This is a genomic window from Demequina sp. (assembly GCF_047975725.1).
Taxonomy (GTDB): Bacteria; Actinomycetota; Actinomycetes; order Actinomycetales; family Demequinaceae; genus Demequina.
Window position 1 is genome coordinate 45,417 of sequence record NZ_JBKEED010000011.1, and the last position, 18,909, is coordinate 64,325.

Below are 18,909 nucleotides of genomic sequence, written 5' to 3' on the forward strand. Positions count from 1 at the left end.
GTAGCGTCGGCCTCAGCGATTCGATGTCGGTGAACTGAACTGCTCAGTCACCGTCGACTGGGGGGCCTGTCATGATCGTGCATTTCGGGGGAGGGCGCGCGCACGCATGCGTGGCGGCTCACGGCGGCGCGCCCGCGGCGTCCCGGCCGGAGCGAACGCCATGACCGGCGTCCTCGTCCACGAGTGGATTGCGCAGGCGGGCGGCAGCGAGAACGTCCTCGAAGCGATGAGTCGGGTCTATCCGCACACGGACATCGTGTGTCTCTGGAACGACTCCACAGGTCGGTTCGACGCGGCACGGGTGCGCGAGACCTGGCTCGCGCGATCGCCGCTGCGCCGCTCCAAGGCGGCCGCGCTGCCCCTCATGCCTGCCACCTGGCGCGCGCTGCGTTCCGACGGGTACGAGTGGGCGCTCATCAGCTCGCACCTGTTCGCCCACCACGCCAACTTTCGCGACCCCCAGATCGAGCGCTACGTCTACGTGCACACTCCCGCGCGGTACCTGTGGAATCCCGAGTTGGACGCACGCGGCGCGAGCCTGGCGGCGAGGGCGGCCGCCCCCGCGCTCAAGAACCTCGACCGCCGCCGCGCCCAGGAGGGCTCCGACTTCGCTGCCAACAGCGACTTTGTGCGCCGTCGCATCAAGGACGCGTGGGGCGTCGACGCGCGCGTGATCCACCCGCCCGTCGAGGTGACGCACATCCAGTCCCGCACGTGGAGCGAGGCACTCACCGACGAGGAGCGCGACCGGCTTGAGGCACTGCCCGAGCGGTATGTCCTGGGGGCCTCTCGCTTTATCCCATACAAGCGACTCGACCTCGTGGTGCGCGCGGGCGAGGTCGCTGGCATGCCCGTAGTGCTCGCTGGCCAGGGTCCGCAGGAGGCATCGCTGCGGAGCGTGGCCGCCCACGCGAGAGTCGACGTGCACTTCGAGATCGCCCCGAGCGACGCGATGCTGCGCGCACTGTATGCCCGCGCCAGCGTCTACGTGTTCCCCGCGATCGAGGACTTTGGGATCATGCCCATCGAGGCGATGGCCAGCGGCACGCCCGTGCTCGCGCAGAGCGTCGGCGGCGCAGCGGAGAGCGTCGTGCCCGGCGTGAGCGGCGCCCTCACGACCTTCTCGACGGACGCCGAGATCGCGGCAGCACTGTCGGAGGCGCTGACCGTGGGCCGGGACAGTGCTCGCTCACACGCGCGCCAGTTCTCACGCGAGCGCTTCGCCGAGGAGATCCGCGAGTGGGTGGGGCGATGACGGACGTCGTAGTCAACGGGGCGTTCCGACCCCAGCGCGTCACGGGTCAGCAGCGCTATGCCACCGAGATCGCCAATCGCCTTCTCAGCGACCACGATTTCGACGAACTGGTCCCCGACGGCCGCTGGGCTGGCTCTGCCGCGAAGGAATGGGCGTGGACGCTGGGCAGGCTGCCGACCCTCGCCCGAGGGCGCACCCTGGTCTCACTGACGTCACGGGCTCCGGCGCGCACCCCGCAGGTGCTCGTCGTGCATGACCTGTTCGTACTGACCCATCCCGAGTGGTACTCGCGCCGCTATATCGCTACCCATGCGCCTGCGCTGCGGGCTCAGGTGCGCGCGGCCGCCGCTGTGGTGTCGGTCAGCGAGCCCGCCGCGCGCGAAGTTCGAGACCGTTTTGGCGTCGATGTCCGCGTGGCTCCCAATGCGCCCAGCGCCGTATTCGCGGCAGGAGACGCCGAGCCAGACGCGGCGGTGCTGGCTTCCTTGGGGCTACGCCGGCGCGGCTATGTGCTCACGGTGGGAAACCTCGAACCCCGCAAGAATCTCTCCCGGCTCGCCAGGGCCTACGGGTCGTTGCCCGCGACGGTGCGGCAGGAGATCCCGCTCATCGTCGTCGGCGGCGGCGCCTCCATCTATCGCGACGTCGACGGCGCCTGGCCTGAGGGCATGCGCGCGGCCGGCTACGTGACCGATGCGGAGCTCGCGAGCCTGTATCGCGGCACCTTGGCGGTAGCGATGCCCTCGCTAGCCGAGGGATTCGGCCTCCCGCTCGTCGAGGCGGCCGCCGCGGGCGCCCCCGCACTCGTCGTGTCCGACATCCCCGTGTTCCGGTGGATCTGCGCGGATACCGCCCACTACGTGGACCCTCACTCCGTCGAGTCGATCGCCGAAGGACTGCGGCTCGCCATCGACGGACTGACCCCGACCCAGGCAGTCGATCTCAGACGGTTCGACTGGGACGCCTCAGCGTCCGTCGTGGCTCAGGCAGCACTCGACTGCACTGCGAGGGCCCGATGAATGCCCTGCGCGCGGGCGCGGTCATCGCCTCTGTCGGCAGGCCAGGCCTGCTGGCCGACGTGATGACAGACCTGGACGCCCAGGACCACCCTTTCGCCCGCAAGGTCATCTCAGTTCCCGATCACGCAAGCCTGCCCCCCGACCTCAAGGATTGGACCTCAGTGGTGGGCACCCGCGGCGCGGCTGCCCAGCGCAACGCAGGCATCGAGGCGATCGCGGGCGAGGTCGACGTGCTGTTCTTCTTCGACGACGACGCCGTGGTCCGGAGCGACTACATTTCCCAGTCGCTTGCCGTCTTCGAGCGCCACCCCTGCGCGGTGGCGCTCACGGGTCGCGTGCTGCTCGACGGGGCGGCGCATTCGGCCGGGGAGGTTTCGCGCGAGCGCGCGCTCGCAGCCCTCGCACACTCCACCACCGAGCCCCTCACGGGCGCGACCGTTCGCGGCCGCACCTTGTACGGCTGCAACTTCGCCTTCCGTCACGACCGCGTGCCGGACATCCGCTTCGATGACCGCCTGCCGCTGTATTCATGGCTCGAGGACCACGACCTCGCGCGTCGCCTGATGCACCACGGCCACCTGCTCAGCGCTCACGACTGCGTGGTGGTCCATCGCGGAGCCTCCTCCGGCGGCCGGACCAACCACGTGCGTCTGGGCTATTCGCAACTGATGAACCCCGTTCACTTGGCCCGCACAGGGAGCTTTCCGCTCTGGCTCGCGGCCTGGGAGATCTTCCGTCCCACCGTGAAGAACCTCGCCTACGCGGTGGTGGGAGACCAGGCCTCCTGGCGGCGCCAACGCGTGCGCGGCAACGCACTCGGCGTGGGCGATGCGCTGCGTGGGCGCATCACCCCCGAACGCATCCTCGACCTCTAGGTCCACGCCGTGAACCGCCGCGTGGGGCTCACCGTGATCGCCGCTCTCGTGGTGACCGGCGCGGTCGCCGTCGCCCTGGCGATCCTCGCGACAGAGGGCGAGACGGCGGTCACGGCCACGGCATCGTCCACCGCGACCGGCACCGACGCGCAAGCTCTCGTGGACGCTGCAGCGGCCGCCTCTCCGAGCGAGACCAGCGACGACGCGACGTGGAAGGCGGACGGCGAGACCGCGAGCGCGTGGGTTGCCCTCAGCTGGGAGCAGCCCACCGACGTCAACCGCGTGCGTCTCGACGGTGCCGCGGGCGGTCGATTTGCCGCGGCCCTGGTGATGTTCGACGACGGCAGCGCGGTCCACGTGACGCCCGACGCCCACGGTGATGTCCTCGTGTCCTTTCCTCGCCGCACCGTGACCAGCGCGACCGTGAGATTCATCGGCGCGGTCGAGGGGGTCGAGGCCGTGGCCCTGCATGCGTTCGCTGTCGACCACGGTGGCGCCGAGGTTGGCGCGCCGCCCGCCTCCACGCCTGCGGGTTCACCGGACGGTGTGGTCACCCCCGTAAGCGCCGATGCGGTGGCTGACGGAGATATCGGCGCCGGCAAGGTGGGGGCAACATGGGATGCGAAGCGGTCAGGCGCGACGCTCACCTACTCCTGGCCCACCCCGGTGGCGGTCGCGGCCATCCAGATTGCCGGACCGGACGTGACGCAGCCGAGCGTGGGCGGCACCATCAGGTTCTCCGACGGGTCCGAGGTAGCGGTGGCAGGCATCGGCTCCGGGCGCCAACCCCTCACCACCCTCGCTTTCGCGCCCCGCACCGTCACATCAGTGACACTCGAACTAGCGGGCGCCGCGAGCATCGGCGAGTTCGTCGTCTACGGCCCCGGGACCACTCCTGCCGTCTGGCCGTCCGCGGGCGAGTGGACCGTCGGCGCCGCCGAGGCGTCCGACTGCGACGCCTCACAGGCGGCGACCGGTGACGCACAGGGATCGGAGCTCGCCCTCGTGTGCCCGTCCACGGGCGCGCGGGTCGGGGCGACGCACACGGCGACGGTGATCGTCGAGGCCGGCCCGGGCGAGACTCTCACGGCCCACGCGTGGGTGCCCGACCTCGTCTCAGGCGCCGTCGAGGTCCTCGGACGTGCCACGGCGGGACAGGACGGACGCGCCGCGTTCGACCTCGACCTGTCACGGCTCCACACCGGGCCCGTCACCGTGCGCATCACGTCGCCGTCGGCCAGTATCCCCCTGTACGTCCACCTTCTCAACGCCGGAGGGGCGGACCGGACCGAGGTGGGCTACGCCCCCCGGGGCTTGACCCTGCAGTACGAGGACACCTTTGACGAGCCGCTGTCGGCCACGTGGGACGGCGCCGGGGCCGTCTACGCGGCCACCAAACCCGCGGGGGCGAGCGGCTCGGAGTTTGGCGAGGCCGTCTTTGTCGACCCGGCTGAGGGCAGGACATTGCTGGGGACATGGCAGGGCACGATGCGCCTGAGGGCCGAGCCTCTGGACGGCCAGGACCCGTGGGGTTGGGGCCGCACCATGGCCAGCGGATTGCTGTCGTCCACCCGGGTGGGAGGCTCGGGGATCCAGGCGCAGTTCGGCTACTTCGAGGCACGCATCCTGGCACCAGCAGGCCACGGCACCTGGCCAGCGTTCTGGATGCTCGACACCATCTCCGCCGTCGAGCCCGAGGGCCCTTCCGGAGAGGTCGATGCGCTGGAACTGTACGGCCACGACACCTCAGCGACCTGCCACACCTTGCACAATTGGCCTGTCGACGCACGCGAGGGTGCGGGCGTCCATTGCCAGGCGAACGCGTCCTCCGACGACTGGGCGATGACGTGGCACACCTACGGCGTGAGGATCCGCCCGCACGGCGCCGACTATTACGTCGACGGCGCGCTCGTGGACAGCGAGGAAGGCCTGCTCAGGGACGACCTCCCGTACTACTTCCTGATCAACCTGGCGCTCGGTGGCGGGTGGCCCATCGACCTCGCACCCACCGGCGATGCGGCGGACATGTATGTCGACTGGGTGCGGGTCTACACATGAGCCCACATCGGTGGAGCAACTGCCCCGCGTGCCACCTACTGGCTAAAGCGGGACTCGATGAGTTTGCGTGCGAGCGCCTGCGGCGCGGCCAGCACCGTCAGCGCCCACACGGACACCATGAGTCGATGCGCGAGCCCCTCGGGTCCGGGCGCAAACGGAGTGGTGAGGGCATCGCGCGCCATCTGCGCCCCCGAGTCGAAGGGGATCGGCCGCTCAGCTGGGCGAATGCGATGGTGGGCGACCCGCAATTGCAGCAGGTGGCGGCCCTTGAGGATCGCGCGAATGTCGCGCTCGGGGCGGCCCGCGACGGCCAGGGCGTACCGGTGACGGCGATAGGCCTGGTCCAGCTGCTCCCGAAAGCGGTCGTCATCGGCCAGCAGGTAGCTGCGGTTGGAGCCGTGCAAGCGGTAGTAGACCAGCGGTTCTGGCACGGTGATGACGTCGCCGAGGAAGGGCGCGGCCGCGAGCGTGGACGCGTCGGTGTCCTCACCACAGGTCCCATCCAAGGGGAACAGCAGTTCAAGGAACTCGCGCGCGTAGGCGTTGCCCGAGCCAGGCGGCGTGGGATAGGCGCCGGTGGACTCGATCCAGTGACGCACCTGCTCAGGGCTCGGGACCGAGCCAAAGTCGGGGAACACTCCCCCGGCGTGCGCACCGGCCTTGTCGACGCGCTGCATGGCGAACTGGATCTTGCTCAGCCCCGGCCGCCAATGCTCGGCGATGCGTTCGGCGATGGCCGGATCGAGCATGTCGTCAGAGTCCAGAAAGATCACGACGTCGCCCGTGCTGGCCGCGAAGCCGGCATTGCACGCGGCTCGCGGTCCCGCATTGGCTTGGAAGATCGCCGTGATCCGCTCCCCGTAGCCCGCGATGATCGCGCGAGAGCCATCGGTCGAGCCGTCGTCCACGACGACCACCTCGACGTCGGGCCATCGGACGGCGAGTGCGCTGTCGATGGCGGCGCCCACAAAGTCCTCATAGTTGTAGTTGGGCATCACAATGCTGAGCCGGCGCATGCAGTCCACTCCCCCTTGGCACTAGCCACCCCGCCCGGACGCTCGATAGTGTTCGGGCGAGCCTGTGGGCATTGTAGGGGGGAGCCTGTCACGCGCGCCTGGCGTGCGGCGAGCACACGGAGGGGGATGTGACGACGGAGACTGCGGCCTCGAGCGGATACCGCCGGGCAACCATGCTGATGACCGCCACGAGCGTGCTCGTGCCGCTGGGCGGGCTCGTCACCGCACCCGTGCTCGCGCAGGCACTCGGCGTCGACGGCCGAGGCGAGGTCGCGGCGGCACTGGCACCCGCCACGCTTGTGCTGGGCATCGCCACGCTCGGCTTGCCGGAGGCCCTCGTCTATCTCGTGGCACGGCGCCCCTCCATCGCTCGCCGGGCGATCGCCTGGTCGGCGCTCGTGAGCACCGGCGTGGGGCTGCTCAGCGTGGCCGCGGTGTGGTGGGCGCTGCCGTTCCTGTCCGCTGGCGACGAGGACCTCGCCGCGCTCATCATGACCGCGAGCGTGTGGAACGTGCCCGCGCTGGTGGTGGGCGTGCTGCGAGGGGCCGCCACCGGCCGCCAGATGTGGGGCGTCATCGCGTGGGAGCGCATTGCATTGACCGTCGCGCGTATCGGCGTGCTGTTCGGCCTGTTCGCTGTGGACCTGCTGACGGTCAAGGTGGCCGTGCTGGTCAGCATCGCGCTTCCCATCCTGTCGGGGCTGGTGTATCTCCCCGTCCTTCGCAGGCCCCCGCAGGGTCACGACGTTGCTGACGATGGCGCGCCCGACCCCCGCGTCTTCATCCCGATGATGCGCTACGGCACCGCGATCTGGCATGGGGGCATCGCGACGATGGCGATCGCCCGCCTGCCCGCGCTGCTGATGCTGCCACTGTCGGGATCGCAGGCGCTGGGCCTGTACTCGGTCGCCACCCAGATCGCCGATGCGCCCCTCATCGTGGCCATGGCGATCCAGAACACGCTGTTCGGAGTCTCCAGCCGGGCCGGCGATCCCGGGCGCGTCACCCTGACGTCGCGGCTCACGCTGCTGTTCGGGGTCGCGGGCTGCCTGGCCATGGGCCTGACTCTGCCGTGGTGGATCGGCCCACTGTTTGGCGAGGAGTTCACCGCGGCGATTGCGCCCACCCTGCTCCTGTTGGGCTCGGCGATCATTCTCATCCCCGGGCTGATGGCGACCAGCGGCCTGGCGGCGTGGGGGCGCCCTGGGCTGCGCTCCGCCAGCCAGGTCGCCTCGCTCGTGGTGCACCTGGGCGCGTTCCTGGTGCTGGTGCCATCGCACGGCGCCGTGGGTGCCGGCTGGGCGGCCATCGCTGGCACCGTCACCATGACAGCGGTAGCCGTGGTGACCGCCTCACGCGTCATGGACGTCCGCGCGCGCGACTTCCTGCTGCCGGGGGGCAGCGACGTCGCACGCGCCTGGGCCGAGGGACGCGGCCTCGCCGCACGGCTCATGCCCCGCGGGCGCGGACGTGCCAAGACGACCGCGCCTGACGACACCCCGTCCCCCTAGATCGCCTCTCGGGCCACGCCGGCGTGCGGCAATGGCTCACCCGTGCGCCACGCGAGCGACGACAGCCGCGCCCACAGGTCGCCGGTCTCGGCCTCGATGCGGGCGCGGTCGTCGGCGCTCAGCCGGCTCTTCCACGCGCCGGCGAGCGCCTTTGAGTCCCGCTGCAACTGGTGTTGGGTGTGCCGCGTGGGGTCCACCTGCGCGGCCGTCGAATCCTCGATGACTTTGCGTTCGAGTGCGGGCGTCCAGCGTAGGCCCAGGTACTCGTAGAGCGCCGTGAACTGGGGCACGGGGTCCTCGCAGACGTTCTCGTGGGACATGTACAACCAGTCGGGGTGCTCCTCCCGCAGCGCGAGCGCCGCGTGAGCGAAGATCGACCATTGCAAGATCAGCCCGCCCAAGCGATCCTCAGGGTCCGCACGCCACGCGTCGATCTGATCGGTCAGCGGCGCGGTGAAGCGGTCGCTCAGCCCCTCCTGGCGCAGCAGGCTGTCGACCTCGCACGGCCACTCGAGTTTGACGTAACTGCTGATCATGCCGGCGGGGTGGCGCACCATCATCACGACGAGCGCATCGTGCCTGGCCGCAAGCCACTCCGCGGCGAAGAAGGCGAGCGGGTCCTTGAACAGCGTGCGCCGTGCGGTCACGAACGCGGAGGGGCTGTGACGCAGTTCACGGGCGGCCAGGTGCGCGGGCAGGTCCGTGCGGAAGCCGCGCCCCAAGCGCATGGCCCTGCCTCCGGCGGCGACGCGCTCCCGCATGGCCCCCATCTGCACGAGCGTGGGAATGTCAGCCACCGCATCGGCCGGGGCGTCCGGCGGCACGTACAGGTACCGCTCGGAGACGTCGAGGGGGTGCGGCGCCTGATCGTTGAAAGGTTCGTACAGGTAGAACACCTCGCTCGAGGCGCCGACGGTCGATCCCACCCACGTGGTACCCGAGCGTGGGCATCCCGTCACCACGATGGGCCGCTGGGCGGCCGCGGCCGTCACCGCTTGCTCCCGGCGCTCTCGCGGCCCTGGTGTCCCTGATGTCCCTGGTGGCCCCGGGGGCCCTGCGCCAGCCCGGCGGCCAGCCGCACGGGGCCTACGAGCGCCGCCGCCGCATCGGCCTGCATCTGGGGCGACGGGTAATAGGCGTTGACCCCGGTGACCTCGGCGAGATCGGCGCGGTCGCGGCCAAAGTCGACGGTGATGGGCTCGCCCGTGAAGCGGCTCACGAGTGGCTGGGGGGAGCCCGCGCTCGTCGTGCACTCCACGTAATGGTCAGCGAGGGGACGGATCTGTCTCACCATCGCGCGGTTCACCAGCTGCGGGTAGTCGCCGAACATCGCGTTGACGTCGTCGTAGCGCTGCCACCACCACACTGCCTTGGACGAGCGGTGCAGTCCAGGCGAGCGCTTGGACAGCCACAGCATGACGGTGGGCACGGTGATCGCCTCCATGAGTTCGCGATAGCTCTCGACCCACGACCGTCGGGTCTGCGCGAGCACCTCACGCACCGCCGGAGGACCCTTGACCACCCGCACTGCCTTGCGCAGCGGCCGGGGCAGCGAGCCGACCCTGCCGGGGTGCTCGGCGAGCAGCCGCGCATACCCATCGGCGGCCGACACGCGCTCGCCTGTCGCCCGCTCCGTGAGGTACTCGAGCCCGCCCGATGCGAACCGGCCGTTGTCCTCGCTGCGCGCGCTCATCACCTGCACCACCACGGCAGCGGCACCGTTGATGAGCACGAGGAGTTCGGGATGACGCACGTAGAACCGTGGCCCCGCGCCGCCGTAGCCAAGGTTGACCACGGGCATGCCGAGGTCGCGCTCGAGCAGCACGGGATACGGCTCGTCGACAAAGCACCCGAACGTCTGCGCGGCACCCAGGCACACCACGTATTGGCCGGGCGTGAGGCCCTCGGGGCGCGGACCGCGAAACGACAGCCCCGAGGTGGGATCCACGTACATCTGATAGTCGACGACGTCCCAGTCTCTGGCCTGATAGCCCGACAGATGATCAGCCATGCGTCTTCCCTTCGGCGGTAAGGACTCGCCCGGCCGATGCGCTGGCCGGGCCCTCTGGGGTGTGGGCTTGGGTGGCACTCGCCCGGGGTTGGCCGAGCACCTCGCGATAGGCGGCGATGCAGGCAGCGTCGCCGAACAGCGCCTCCACGGGTGCCGAGGGGTCGACGTCACGCAGATCGGGCCAACGGCGCACGACGTCGAGTACGGCCTCGCCCAATTCTCCATCGCCGTCGAAGGCCTCGACCCCGGGCATCTGCGTCCCCACCCAGTCGATGAAGGGCGTGCGCCTGCCAAGGACCACGCGCACCTGACCAGCCGCCGCGAAGAACGCGCCGCTGACCAGGTTGGCGCCCACCCGGTGAGGCAGCACGAGCACATCGTGGCTGGCCAGGCGGCCCAGGAACTCCTCGTCACTCAAGAACCGCGCGTCGATGGTGACCGTGTCCTCGAGCCCGCGGCGAGCGACGATGTCCCGCAACTGCGCCACGTAGTCGTCGTCGCCCTTGCCCGCGATGGTGAGGGGGACGCCCGCAGGCCAGGCTTCGAGTACGGCGTCGAGGCGCTTGTATGGCCGCACCGCTCCCATGGCCGCGAAGGTGGGCGTGTCGCGCATCGACGGGGCCAACGGACCGGCGAGCTGTTCGTAGAGCGGGTGGGGAACGTAGTGGGCGTCGTAGCGCTCGGTGAAGCTGGGGTCGTGCACGATCCGCGCATCGGCCATGCGGCGCAGCAAGCCGATCGCCCGCACAGACCAGCGCCGCAGTGACGCCTTGACGTCGTGCACCTCGTGGTCGTGGACCACGTAGACCACCCGCGCTCGCGCCAGCGCGAGAACCGCGGCGTAGGCAAGAAACTGCGCGAGACCCTTGGCGCTGAGCCCGCGGGACACGGCCGCGACCGTGAAGATCCGGTTCTCGGGCCAACTGACGAGCACGACGTTGTCGCGCGACGCGAGACCCCAGCAGCGCCCGCGCACCAACGCGCCCAGCGACAGCGGCCGCACCTGCCAGCCCACGGCGCTCACCTGCTCTTGCTGACGCGCGATGTACGGGTTCTCGGTGTTCGTGAACGGGCTCACAAAAGCGATGCCACCCATGCTCGCCTACCTCTCGGTCCCCTCCCAGGCAGTGCCACGGCCGCCCCCGCGCCCGTGGCACCACAGTAGCGACCCGACGCAAAGTGGTCGAGAGTGGACATACCACACCATGCGGCACATTCCATGCCGAGCCTTTACCAAAACGTTACTCAACTCGACATGTCACCCTTCTACCAGGGATAACATCGACGGCCGGTGAGCGCCAAACGCCCCCGAGCGCCCGCGTCGGCTTGAAGCACACTCCCCCACGTTGATAGCGTCCAAGGGCCGTTTCGGGGTTCGCGTCAGTCACGACCGAAGCGCCATCGACCAGCCCAGGCCTCGGGCCCGCCTCACAAGCGAGAGCCCTGTTGGCGAGCGCTGGCAACAGCCCCAAGGCCGTTGCCACGTGGGCCCGTGACTGCCGTCCGACGGCTGCGAGCCCCCTCGTTACTGCGAGGCCGCGAATCAAGCCCCGACTGACGCACGGGGTGCTGAGGAATCGCGTGAACGACAGCATCGCGCTGCGAGCTGACGGACTGTACAAGGTGTTCGGCCGCCACCCAGAGGCGGCCGTCAAGAAGCTCCGCGGGGGAACCCCACGGGACCAGCTCGACGGAGCCACCGCCGCCGTGATCGACGCCTCTTTCGAGGTGAACCGCGGGGAGATCTTCGTCGTCATGGGACTGTCCGGCTCGGGCAAGTCCACCTTGATCCGCATGCTCAACGGACTGCACCCGCAGACGGCAGGCTCCATCACCATTGGCGACGAGTCCATCTCCGACGCCTCCCCGGCTCGCCTGCGCGAGATCCGGCGCAAGCGCATTTCGATGGTCTTCCAGCACTTCGCTCTGCTTCCGCACCGCACCGTGATCGACAATGTCGCATACGGCCTCGAGATCCAGGGTGTCGCCAGGGACGAGCGGCTGCGCCGCGCCCTCAAGGTCACCGAACTGGTGGGCCTCAAGGGCTGGGAGGAGAAGCACCCCAGCGAGTTGTCGGGAGGAATGCAGCAGCGCGTGGGACTTGCCCGTGCGCTCGCCGCCGACACCGAGGTGCTCCTCATGGACGAGGCGTTCTCCGCACTCGACCCCCTCATCAGGCGCGAAATGCAGGACCAGTTGCTTGAACTGCAGTCCGAGCTGGGCAAGACCATCGTGTTCATCACCCACGACCTCAACGAGGCCATGTACCTCGGGGACCGGATCGCCGTGATGCGTGACGGACGGATCGTCCAGATTGGCTCGCCAGAGGACATTCTCACCAGCCCCGCCAACGACTACGTTGAGCAGTTTGTGCAGGACGTCGACCGGTCGAAGGTGCTGACCGCCGAGTCCGTCATGCGCAAGCCCCGCGCGATCGTGCACCCCTCCGCTGGTGCGCGCGGAGCACTGCAGGTCATGCGCGACGAGCAACTGTCCGCCGTCTACGTCACCCGACGCGACCGCACCCTCGTGGGCTGGGTCAACGACCGGGATGCCCTCGACGCGGTGCGCCGAGGCGAGGGATCGCTCGAGACCATCGTGCGCCCCGACCATGGCGCGGTCGCCCATGACACCGCTCTGTCCGACGTCTTCATCCCCGCCCTCGAGGCCGCCCTCCCGCTCGGCGTGACCGACGCACGCGGACGGCTCGTGGGTGTCATCCCCCGCGTGACGCTGCTCGCGACGCTCGGCGGCGAGCCAGACGCCGCGGCCCAGGCCTCGCCGCGCCCCGATCCGCTCCCCGTCGCGGTGGTGGACAAGGTGCTCGACGCTAGCCCGACGAAGGGAGCCGTGTGATGGACTTCCGCATTCCCGTAGGCGACTGGATCGAGAGCTTCTTCGACTGGGTCGACGCCGTGTTCGGCGGGTTCTTCGAGGTCCTGCGCAGCCTGTTCCTAGCCATGTTCGACGCGGTCTCGTGGGTCTTCGCCACCCCACCGGTGCTGGTGATGATCGCCGTGGTCGCGGTCGCCGCGCTCTTTGCCCGGGGCTGGAAGTTCGCTGTCGGCTCCGCGCTTGGACTGCTGTTCATTGTGGGCGTGGACCAGTGGGACAACGCCGTGGCGTCGCTCTCCCTGGTGCTGGTGGCGGCCTTCCTCGCCATCGCCGTAGCCATCCCCTTGGGCATTTGGGCGGCCAAGAACGACCGCGTGTCGGCGATCGTCAAGCCCATCCTCGACTTCCTCCAGACGCTGCCCGCCTTCGTCTACCTCCCTCCCGCCATCGCGCTGCTGCGCATTGGCGTGGCTCCCGCCGTGATCGCGACGTTCCTGTTCGCCATCGCCCCCGGGGTGAGGCTCACCGAGCTGGGCATTCGAGGAGTGGACAAGGAAGTGGTCGAGGCCGGCCAGGCCTTCGGCGCCCACCCGCGCCGCATTCTGCGCCAGATCCAGCTGCCCCTCGCGATGCCGTCGATCATGGCCGGCATCAACCAGGTCATCATGCTGTCGCTGTCCATGGTCGTCATCGCCTCCATGGTCGGCGCACCCGGCTTGGGTCAGGACGTCATGCAGTCCATCTCGGCCCTCAACGTTGGCCTTGGCTTTGAGGCAGGCCTGTCGGTCGTGGTGCTCGCGATCCTGCTGGACCGCTTCACCGCCTCGTTCGGCAAGGGCATGGGCCTGTACTCCACCATCGCTCGGCGCCGCAAGGCGGCGCGCGAGGCACAGGAGCAGGCGCGACTCGACTCTCTCACCTCCCAGGTGCCGGTGCCCGCGGCCTGAGCCCGCGCATCGGCCCTGCCCAACACTTCGCGGCCTGCTGAGGGCCGCGGGTGCTCCGCCTGAACCGGACGGCGGAGCGCTTCCACGGCTTGCGGAGATTCCCTCGCCGAGAAAGGAAGAACCATGTTCAAGCGTTCCGCCACCGCCTTCGCGGTGACCGCACTGGCCGGCATCACGCTCGCCGGATGCGCGTCGGACGACTCCAACGCCGCTGGCGGCGATGACGCCGAGGCGCCCAAGGAACTCACCCTCGCCGTCTTCAACGGCTGGGACGAGTCGCTCGCCACGTCTCTACTGTGGCAGCAGATCCTCGAGGGCGAGGGCTTTGACGTCGAACTCGAATACGCCGACCCCGCCGTCGTGTTCCAGGGCGTTGCCGACGGCGACTACGACATCGTCACCGACGTGTGGCTGCCGCTCACCCACGCCGCCTACATCGAGGAGTTTGGCGACGACATGGTCGAGCTGGGCGCGTGGTTCGACTCGGCCGCGCTGACCATCGCCGTCAATGCGGACGCCCCTGTCGACTCGATCGCCGACCTGCCCGAGTACGTCGAGGAGATGGGCGGCCAGATTGTCGGCATCGAGCCCGGCGCCGGTCTGACCGCCGCGACCGAGACGGCCATCGAGACCTATGGGCTGTCAGACTTCGAGTTCATCACCTCGTCGACCGCCGCGATGCTCTCGGAGCTCGACACCGCGACCTCGAACGGCGAGAACATCATCGTCACGCTGTGGGAGCCGCACTGGGCCTACGGCGCGTACGACCTCAAGAACCTCGAGGACCCCGAGGGCGTCATGGGCGAAGCCGAACAGATCGTGACCTACGGTCGCACCGGCATCGACACCGACTTCCCCGAGGTCGCCGAGTGGTTCGGCAACTTCTCGATGGACGCCGAGCTGCTGTACGACCTTGAAAACCAGTTGCAGGGCGCGGACTCGTCCGACCACGAGCAGATCGTGGCCGACTGGATCGCCGCCCACCAGGAGTGGGTGGACTCGCTCACCGCGTAAGCCCTGCCGCTCACAGCGCCGGTCACCTGGGGGGGGTGGCCGGCGCTGTCGCGTCTCGCGGAGTGCCGCGCCGTCTGTCCCTACCTGAGCGCCCCACAAGGACGTGGTGGTCGGTGGTGGGCCGTGTCGTGCATCCTGGCAGGCACTCACGTCCGCCATGCCAGGTCCGGCCAGTTCCGTCCGGCCAGGTCCGTCCGGCCAGCCCGGCCAGGTCCAGCCGATGCGCTCGTCACCTCAGCGGCTACGGAACCTCACGGGCTCCTCGAGGTAGGCCGACCATGCCTCGCGTTCAGCCTCACCCAGGCGACGGGGCGAGCCGCTGGCAGCGTCGACGAGGACCAGCGTCGTGGAGGCACGCGCGTAGAGCACCTGCTCGGACTCGTCCTGCGGCGAGAACACCTCGTAGCAAATCTCGATGCTCGCTCCCCCGAGCCGTCCAATCCACAACTGCACGTCGAGCGGCCGGCGCTGGAACGGCGCGGGTGCCAGGTACTCGATCTGCTGGGCGGCAATGAGCGTGTGGGTACTCGCACCCGGGCCGCCGGCGAGCACCGCGGTGGGGACGGGCTCGCCTGAGCCCGCGAGCGCATCGTCCGTCTCGTCGGCCCAAAAGACCCTGATGCGGGCCTCCTCGAGCAGGCGCAGCATCTCCGCATTGTTGACGTGCCCGTAGGCGTCGATGTCGGACCAGCGCAGCGAGATGGGGACGTGGATGCGACTCATGGCCTCACGGTAGCCGCCGCTGGGCGCCCGACGTGGACCTGAGTGCCTTCCAGGGCGCACCGCATGGGCCACAACCGACCACCACGTCCTTGTGGGGCGCTCAGATTCGGGAGGGGTGGGGCGAGTGGGGAGGGGTGGGGCCGGTCGCCTGGACCGTACTGGTCTAGACCGGTAGGCTGGGACGACACAACCTTGGGAGGACGCTATGGAGCGCACCGTCATCATTGCCATCGAGGAGGGCCTGCACGCCCGTCCCGCCGCCCTCTTTGTCGCAGCCGCACAAGCCGCAGGCGCCCCCGTGACGATCGCGAAGGATGGTGAGCCCGTGCCTGCCGCGTCGATCCTGTCGGTCATGACGCTGGGCGCGAAGGCCGGCGACACCGTTCGCTTGGCGACGGCCACCGACACCGACGCGGACGCCGCAGCGCTTGACGCACTCGAAGGGTTTCTTCAGCAGACCGTCGTGTCCTGAGCGCGAGGTGGGGGTGCTGCGCACCCCCACCTCACAGTCCCCAGTGATCGATCGCAGGAATGGCCGACCGCACGGCCACGCGAGCGTCCTCGGCGCAGTCGGCCTCGCGGGCCACGCGAGCGAGTTCCTGGCACTGCGCGAGAGTGAGCGTCGCGAGGACCGCGCCCACCGCTCCCAGGGCCCGGGGCGCCATCGACAACGACGTCACACCCAGGCCTACCAGGACAGGCGCGAGCGCGGGATCGGCGGCGGCCTCGCCACAGACGCCGAGCGGCCGTCCGTGACGTCGCGCACCCTCGCCCGCGAGCGCCAAGAGGTCGAGCACGGCAGGTTGCCACGGCGTCGACAGGGCGGCGAGGGAAGCGAGCTCGCGGTCGGCGGCCATCGCGTATTGTGTCAGGTCATTGGTTCCCACGGAGGCGAAGGTCGCCACCTCGAGTAGGTCACGCGCCCGCAGCGCCGCGGCAGGAACCTCGATCATGATTCCGGCCCTGTCGAGGCCGTGCTGGGCGCACGCCTCAACAAATTCCCTGGTCTCTCCGATGGTCGCGACCATGGGCGCCATCACATGGACCTCGGCACTGGCATCGCGGGCGGCGGTCGAAATGGCCTCCAGCTGCGCCTGAAGCACCCCAGGGCTGGCCCATGAGGTGCGCAGTCCACGCACGCCGAGCGCAGGGTTCGGCTCGTCGTCCGCTGTCACGAACGGCAACGGCTTGTCCGCCCCCGCATCAAGAGTCCGGATCACCACCTTGCGACCGGGGAAGGCGCTGAGCACGGCGGCGTACTGCTCCACCTGCTCGTCCACCGTTGGGGCGTCAGACCTGCCCAGGAAGCAAAACTCCGTGCGGAACAGTCCCACACCTTCGGCGCCAGCGGCCACCACAGCGGGGACATCGTCGGGGCGACCAATGTTGGCCAGCAGCGCGACGGCGTGGCCGTCGTGGGTGGCGCCAGGCCCGCTCAGTTTCATCGGCACGGCGCGAGCCTTCGAGGCGCGGTCGACGAGTTGCCGGTCGGGATCCACGTGGACGGTACCGGCTCCCCCATCGACGAGTACCACCTGGCCGTCGCGCAAGCCCTGCGCCCCTTCGACGGCCACCACGCACGCGATCCCCAGCGATCGCGCGAGGATCGAGGTGTGCGAGGTGGGGCCTCCACCGCTCGTGACGATCGCCACCACGCGCGCAGGATCCAGCGTTGCGGTGTCAGCCGGCGCCAGATCGTCAGCGACCAGCACAAAGGGAAGGTCACGCCGGGGCACGCCCGGCATGGGTGCCCCCGTCAAGTGAGCGACTATGCGGTCGCGCACGTCACGCACGTCCGTTGCCCGCTCAGCCATATTGCCCCCGAGCGTGGCCAGTTGCTCAGCCAGCGCATCGGCGGTGCGCCACACGGCCGATGCGGGGGCCAGCCCGTCGGCGCGCACCAGGCCCTGGGCCCCGGCGAGCAAGCTCGGGTCGGCCGCCATCGCAGCCGTCACGGCGAGTACCTCTGCCGCGGTGCCCGAGGCGGCCGCGGCCGCGGCCAGCAGGTCATCCCTGACCTGCTGGCCGGCCAACGCGATGGCCTCGACGGCGCTCTCGCGCTCATCGGCAGCCAGTGGCCCCTCGGCGTCCGGAGGCGTCACCGGGGGGGCCATGCGCACGACCGGTGCCGCGCGGCGCCCACTGTTGACACCGACGCCGCGCAGCACCTCGGTCACCTGCGGTCACCTCCCGACGTGGTCGAGGCCTCCACGACGACGTCGGCCTCAGCGGACTCCGCCACGACCACCGGCACGTCCGAGCCTGTGGAGGTGTCATCGTCTTCCCGACCTGGCGTCTTGAGGTTCCACTTGGTGATCACCCAGCGGAACAGGAAGTAGTAGACCACCGCATAGCCCAGCCCGATCGGGATCAACAACAGCGGCATTTCCGCGATCCGGAAGTTCAGCAGATAGTCGATCGCGCCTGCCGAGAAGCCAAAGCCGTCGCGGATTCCCAAGGCGTTGACGAGAGCGAGCGAGGTTCCCGTCAGCACGGCGTGGATCGCGTACAGCGGGTAGGCGACATACACGAAGGCAAACTCGAGCGGCTCGGTCACTCCGGTGACGAAGGCGACGAGCGCGGCAGAGCCCATGATGCCTGCCGTGAGCTTGCGCTTGGCTGGCTTGGCGGTGTGAACGATCGCGAGCGCCGCGGCGGGCAAGGCAAACATCATGATGGGGAAGAAGCCCGTCATGAAGGCGCCTGCCGTGGGGTCGCCGTGCAAGAAGCGTGCAATGTCGCCGTTCCACACGGCGCCAGAGGCATCCGTGTACTCGCCAAAGGTGAACCACGGGAACGCGTTGAGCAGGTGGTGCAGGCCAAAGGGCAGCAGCAGACGGTTGAGCGTGCCGTACACGAAGCCGCCGATCACGGGCAGGCCGGTAACCCACGTCCCCACGGCCGTGAAGCCCGCGTCGAACCAGGGATAGATGAGCGACATGCCCACCGCGATCAGCACGGCCGCGCCGGCCGTGACGATCGGCACAAAGCGACGTCCTCCGAAGAAGGCCAACCAGGCGGGCAACTTGATCCGCGAGTACTTCTGGAACAGGAGTGCGGCGGTCATACCGATGACGATGCCGCCCAGCACGCCGTAGTTGATGAGCTCTTGGTCAGCACCGTCCGCCTTGGGCAGCACGATGGGCGACATGGCGTCCGTCACGGACGTGAAGACCAGGTAGCCAATCACCGCAGCCAGGCCAGTGGAGCCGTCCGCCTTGCGGGCGTAGCCCACGGCGACACCCACGGCGAACAGCAGCGGAAGGTTGGCGAACAGGGCATCTCCGGCCGCGCCGATGACGTCGGCGACGGGCTGCATCCACGACCAGAAGCTCGCCACGCCATCGGCGCCGAGCATGTCTGGCTGGCCCAAGCGCAGCAGCAGAGCGGCCGCCGGTAGGGCCGCGATGGGAAGCATGAGCGAGCGGCCCATGCGTTGTAGTTGCGCGAGTCCAGGAAGGCCTCGGCGCGGGGTTTCGACTGCAGTAGTCATGAAACACTCCTCGTTGCGTATTTCACCTGTGTGCAAGACGGCCATCAGTGTCGCGCCGCCGGCCCCATCGACGTTGACGAAGGACCTCTGGTCTGGACCAGTTGCCAACAGAGTGGTCTAGACCCCATGATGTTGTCAAGCGCGGCGGTGCA

At 69.4% G+C, this 18,909-nt stretch carries 16 protein-coding genes; 9 read left to right on the top strand and 7 right to left on the bottom strand.

Going from position 1 to position 18,909, the window contains the following annotated elements; translation table 11 throughout:
* Positions 1-160: 160 nt before the first annotated feature.
* The 4 genes from ACK5NO_RS03350 to ACK5NO_RS03365 are packed head-to-tail and all read left to right on the top strand — an operon-like array spanning position 161 to position 5,207.
* Positions 161-1,255, top strand: a complete 1,095-nt coding sequence (locus ACK5NO_RS03350; RefSeq protein WP_416811253.1) for a glycosyltransferase — start codon at positions 161-163, stop codon at positions 1,253-1,255.
* Entirely contained in the window at positions 1,252-2,274 is a 1,023-nt protein-coding gene (locus ACK5NO_RS03355; RefSeq protein ID WP_416811254.1) for a glycosyltransferase family 4 protein, read from the top strand. The genes ACK5NO_RS03350 and ACK5NO_RS03355 overlap by 4 nt, the downstream gene beginning before the upstream one ends.
* Positions 2,271-3,149 carry a glycosyltransferase gene (locus ACK5NO_RS03360; RefSeq protein ID WP_416811255.1) on the top strand — a complete coding sequence of 293 codons (879 nt, stop codon included), beginning with the start codon at positions 2,271-2,273 and terminating at the stop codon, positions 3,147-3,149. The genes ACK5NO_RS03355 and ACK5NO_RS03360 overlap by 4 nt, the downstream gene beginning before the upstream one ends.
* A 9-nt stretch (positions 3,150-3,158) precedes the next feature.
* Positions 3,159-5,207 carry a glycoside hydrolase family 16 protein gene (locus ACK5NO_RS03365; protein WP_416811256.1) on the top strand — a complete coding sequence of 683 codons (2,049 nt, stop codon included), beginning with the start codon at positions 3,159-3,161 and terminating at the stop codon, positions 5,205-5,207.
* Positions 5,208-5,242: 35 nt separating this feature from the next.
* Here the strand turns inward: ACK5NO_RS03365 and ACK5NO_RS03370 are convergent, their stop codons facing one another.
* Entirely contained in the window at positions 5,243-6,223 is a 981-nt protein-coding gene (locus ACK5NO_RS03370; RefSeq protein WP_416811257.1) for a glycosyltransferase family 2 protein, read from the bottom strand.
* Positions 6,224-6,351: 128 nt separating this feature from the next.
* Here ACK5NO_RS03370 and ACK5NO_RS03375 point away from each other — a divergent pair, with 128 nt between their 5' ends.
* Positions 6,352-7,734, top strand: coding sequence for a lipopolysaccharide biosynthesis protein (locus tag ACK5NO_RS03375; RefSeq protein WP_416811258.1), 1,383 nt, complete (start codon positions 6,352-6,354; stop codon positions 7,732-7,734).
* On the opposite strand, the gene ACK5NO_RS03380 is transcribed toward ACK5NO_RS03375, so the two are convergent.
* From ACK5NO_RS03380 to ACK5NO_RS03390, 3 genes are read right to left on the bottom strand one after another with little or no spacing between them, the layout of a single operon-like run.
* Positions 7,731-8,726 (bottom strand): sulfotransferase family protein, encoded by a 996-nt coding sequence (locus ACK5NO_RS03380; RefSeq protein ID WP_416811259.1) that lies wholly within the window; start codon positions 8,724-8,726, stop codon positions 7,731-7,733. The two genes, ACK5NO_RS03375 and ACK5NO_RS03380, sit on opposite strands and share 4 nt — an antisense overlap.
* A complete protein-coding gene (locus ACK5NO_RS03385) occupies positions 8,723-9,745 on the bottom strand; it encodes a DUF6473 family protein (RefSeq protein ID WP_416811260.1) in 1,023 nt (340 codons plus the stop codon). The genes ACK5NO_RS03380 and ACK5NO_RS03385 overlap by 4 nt, the downstream gene beginning before the upstream one ends.
* Positions 9,738-10,841, bottom strand: coding sequence for a hypothetical protein (locus tag ACK5NO_RS03390; RefSeq protein WP_416811261.1), 1,104 nt, complete (start codon positions 10,839-10,841; stop codon positions 9,738-9,740). The genes ACK5NO_RS03385 and ACK5NO_RS03390 overlap by 8 nt, the downstream gene beginning before the upstream one ends.
* 485 nt (positions 10,842-11,326) lie before the next feature.
* Here ACK5NO_RS03390 and ACK5NO_RS03395 point away from each other — a divergent pair, with 485 nt between their 5' ends.
* The 3 genes from ACK5NO_RS03395 (at position 11,327) to ACK5NO_RS03405 (ending at position 14,541) form a co-directional block, all read left to right on the top strand.
* A complete protein-coding gene (locus tag ACK5NO_RS03395) occupies positions 11,327-12,601 on the top strand; it encodes a quaternary amine ABC transporter ATP-binding protein (RefSeq protein WP_416811262.1) in 1,275 nt (424 codons plus the stop codon).
* Positions 12,598-13,527 (top strand): ABC transporter permease, encoded by a 930-nt coding sequence (locus ACK5NO_RS03400; protein ID WP_416811263.1) that lies wholly within the window; start codon positions 12,598-12,600, stop codon positions 13,525-13,527. The genes ACK5NO_RS03395 and ACK5NO_RS03400 overlap by 4 nt, the downstream gene beginning before the upstream one ends.
* A 123-nt stretch (positions 13,528-13,650) precedes the next feature.
* Positions 13,651-14,541 carry a glycine betaine ABC transporter substrate-binding protein gene (locus ACK5NO_RS03405; protein WP_416811264.1) on the top strand — a complete coding sequence of 297 codons (891 nt, stop codon included), beginning with the start codon at positions 13,651-13,653 and terminating at the stop codon, positions 14,539-14,541.
* A gap of 234 nt (positions 14,542-14,775) precedes the next feature.
* Here the strand turns inward: ACK5NO_RS03405 and ACK5NO_RS03410 are convergent, their stop codons facing one another.
* The gene (locus tag ACK5NO_RS03410; protein WP_416811265.1) at positions 14,776-15,264 is read right to left on the bottom strand and encodes an acyl-CoA thioesterase; all 489 of its coding nucleotides are present in this window, start codon (positions 15,262-15,264) and stop codon (positions 14,776-14,778) included.
* Positions 15,265-15,469: 205 nt separating this feature from the next.
* On the opposite strand from ACK5NO_RS03410, the gene ACK5NO_RS03415 reads away from it, so the two are divergent.
* Entirely contained in the window at positions 15,470-15,736 is a 267-nt protein-coding gene (locus ACK5NO_RS03415) for an HPr family phosphocarrier protein (RefSeq protein WP_416811266.1), read from the top strand.
* A 31-nt stretch (positions 15,737-15,767) separates the two neighbouring features.
* Here ACK5NO_RS03415 and ptsP read toward each other — a convergent pair whose 3' ends face one another.
* Positions 15,768-17,441, bottom strand: coding sequence for a phosphoenolpyruvate--protein phosphotransferase (gene ptsP / locus ACK5NO_RS03420; RefSeq protein WP_416811267.1), 1,674 nt, complete (start codon positions 17,439-17,441; stop codon positions 15,768-15,770).
* Positions 17,438-18,757 carry a PTS transporter subunit EIIC gene (locus ACK5NO_RS03425; RefSeq protein ID WP_416811268.1) on the bottom strand — a complete coding sequence of 440 codons (1,320 nt, stop codon included), beginning with the start codon at positions 18,755-18,757 and terminating at the stop codon, positions 17,438-17,440. The genes ptsP and ACK5NO_RS03425 overlap by 4 nt, the downstream gene beginning before the upstream one ends.
* Between the last annotated feature and the right edge of the window lie 152 nt (positions 18,758-18,909).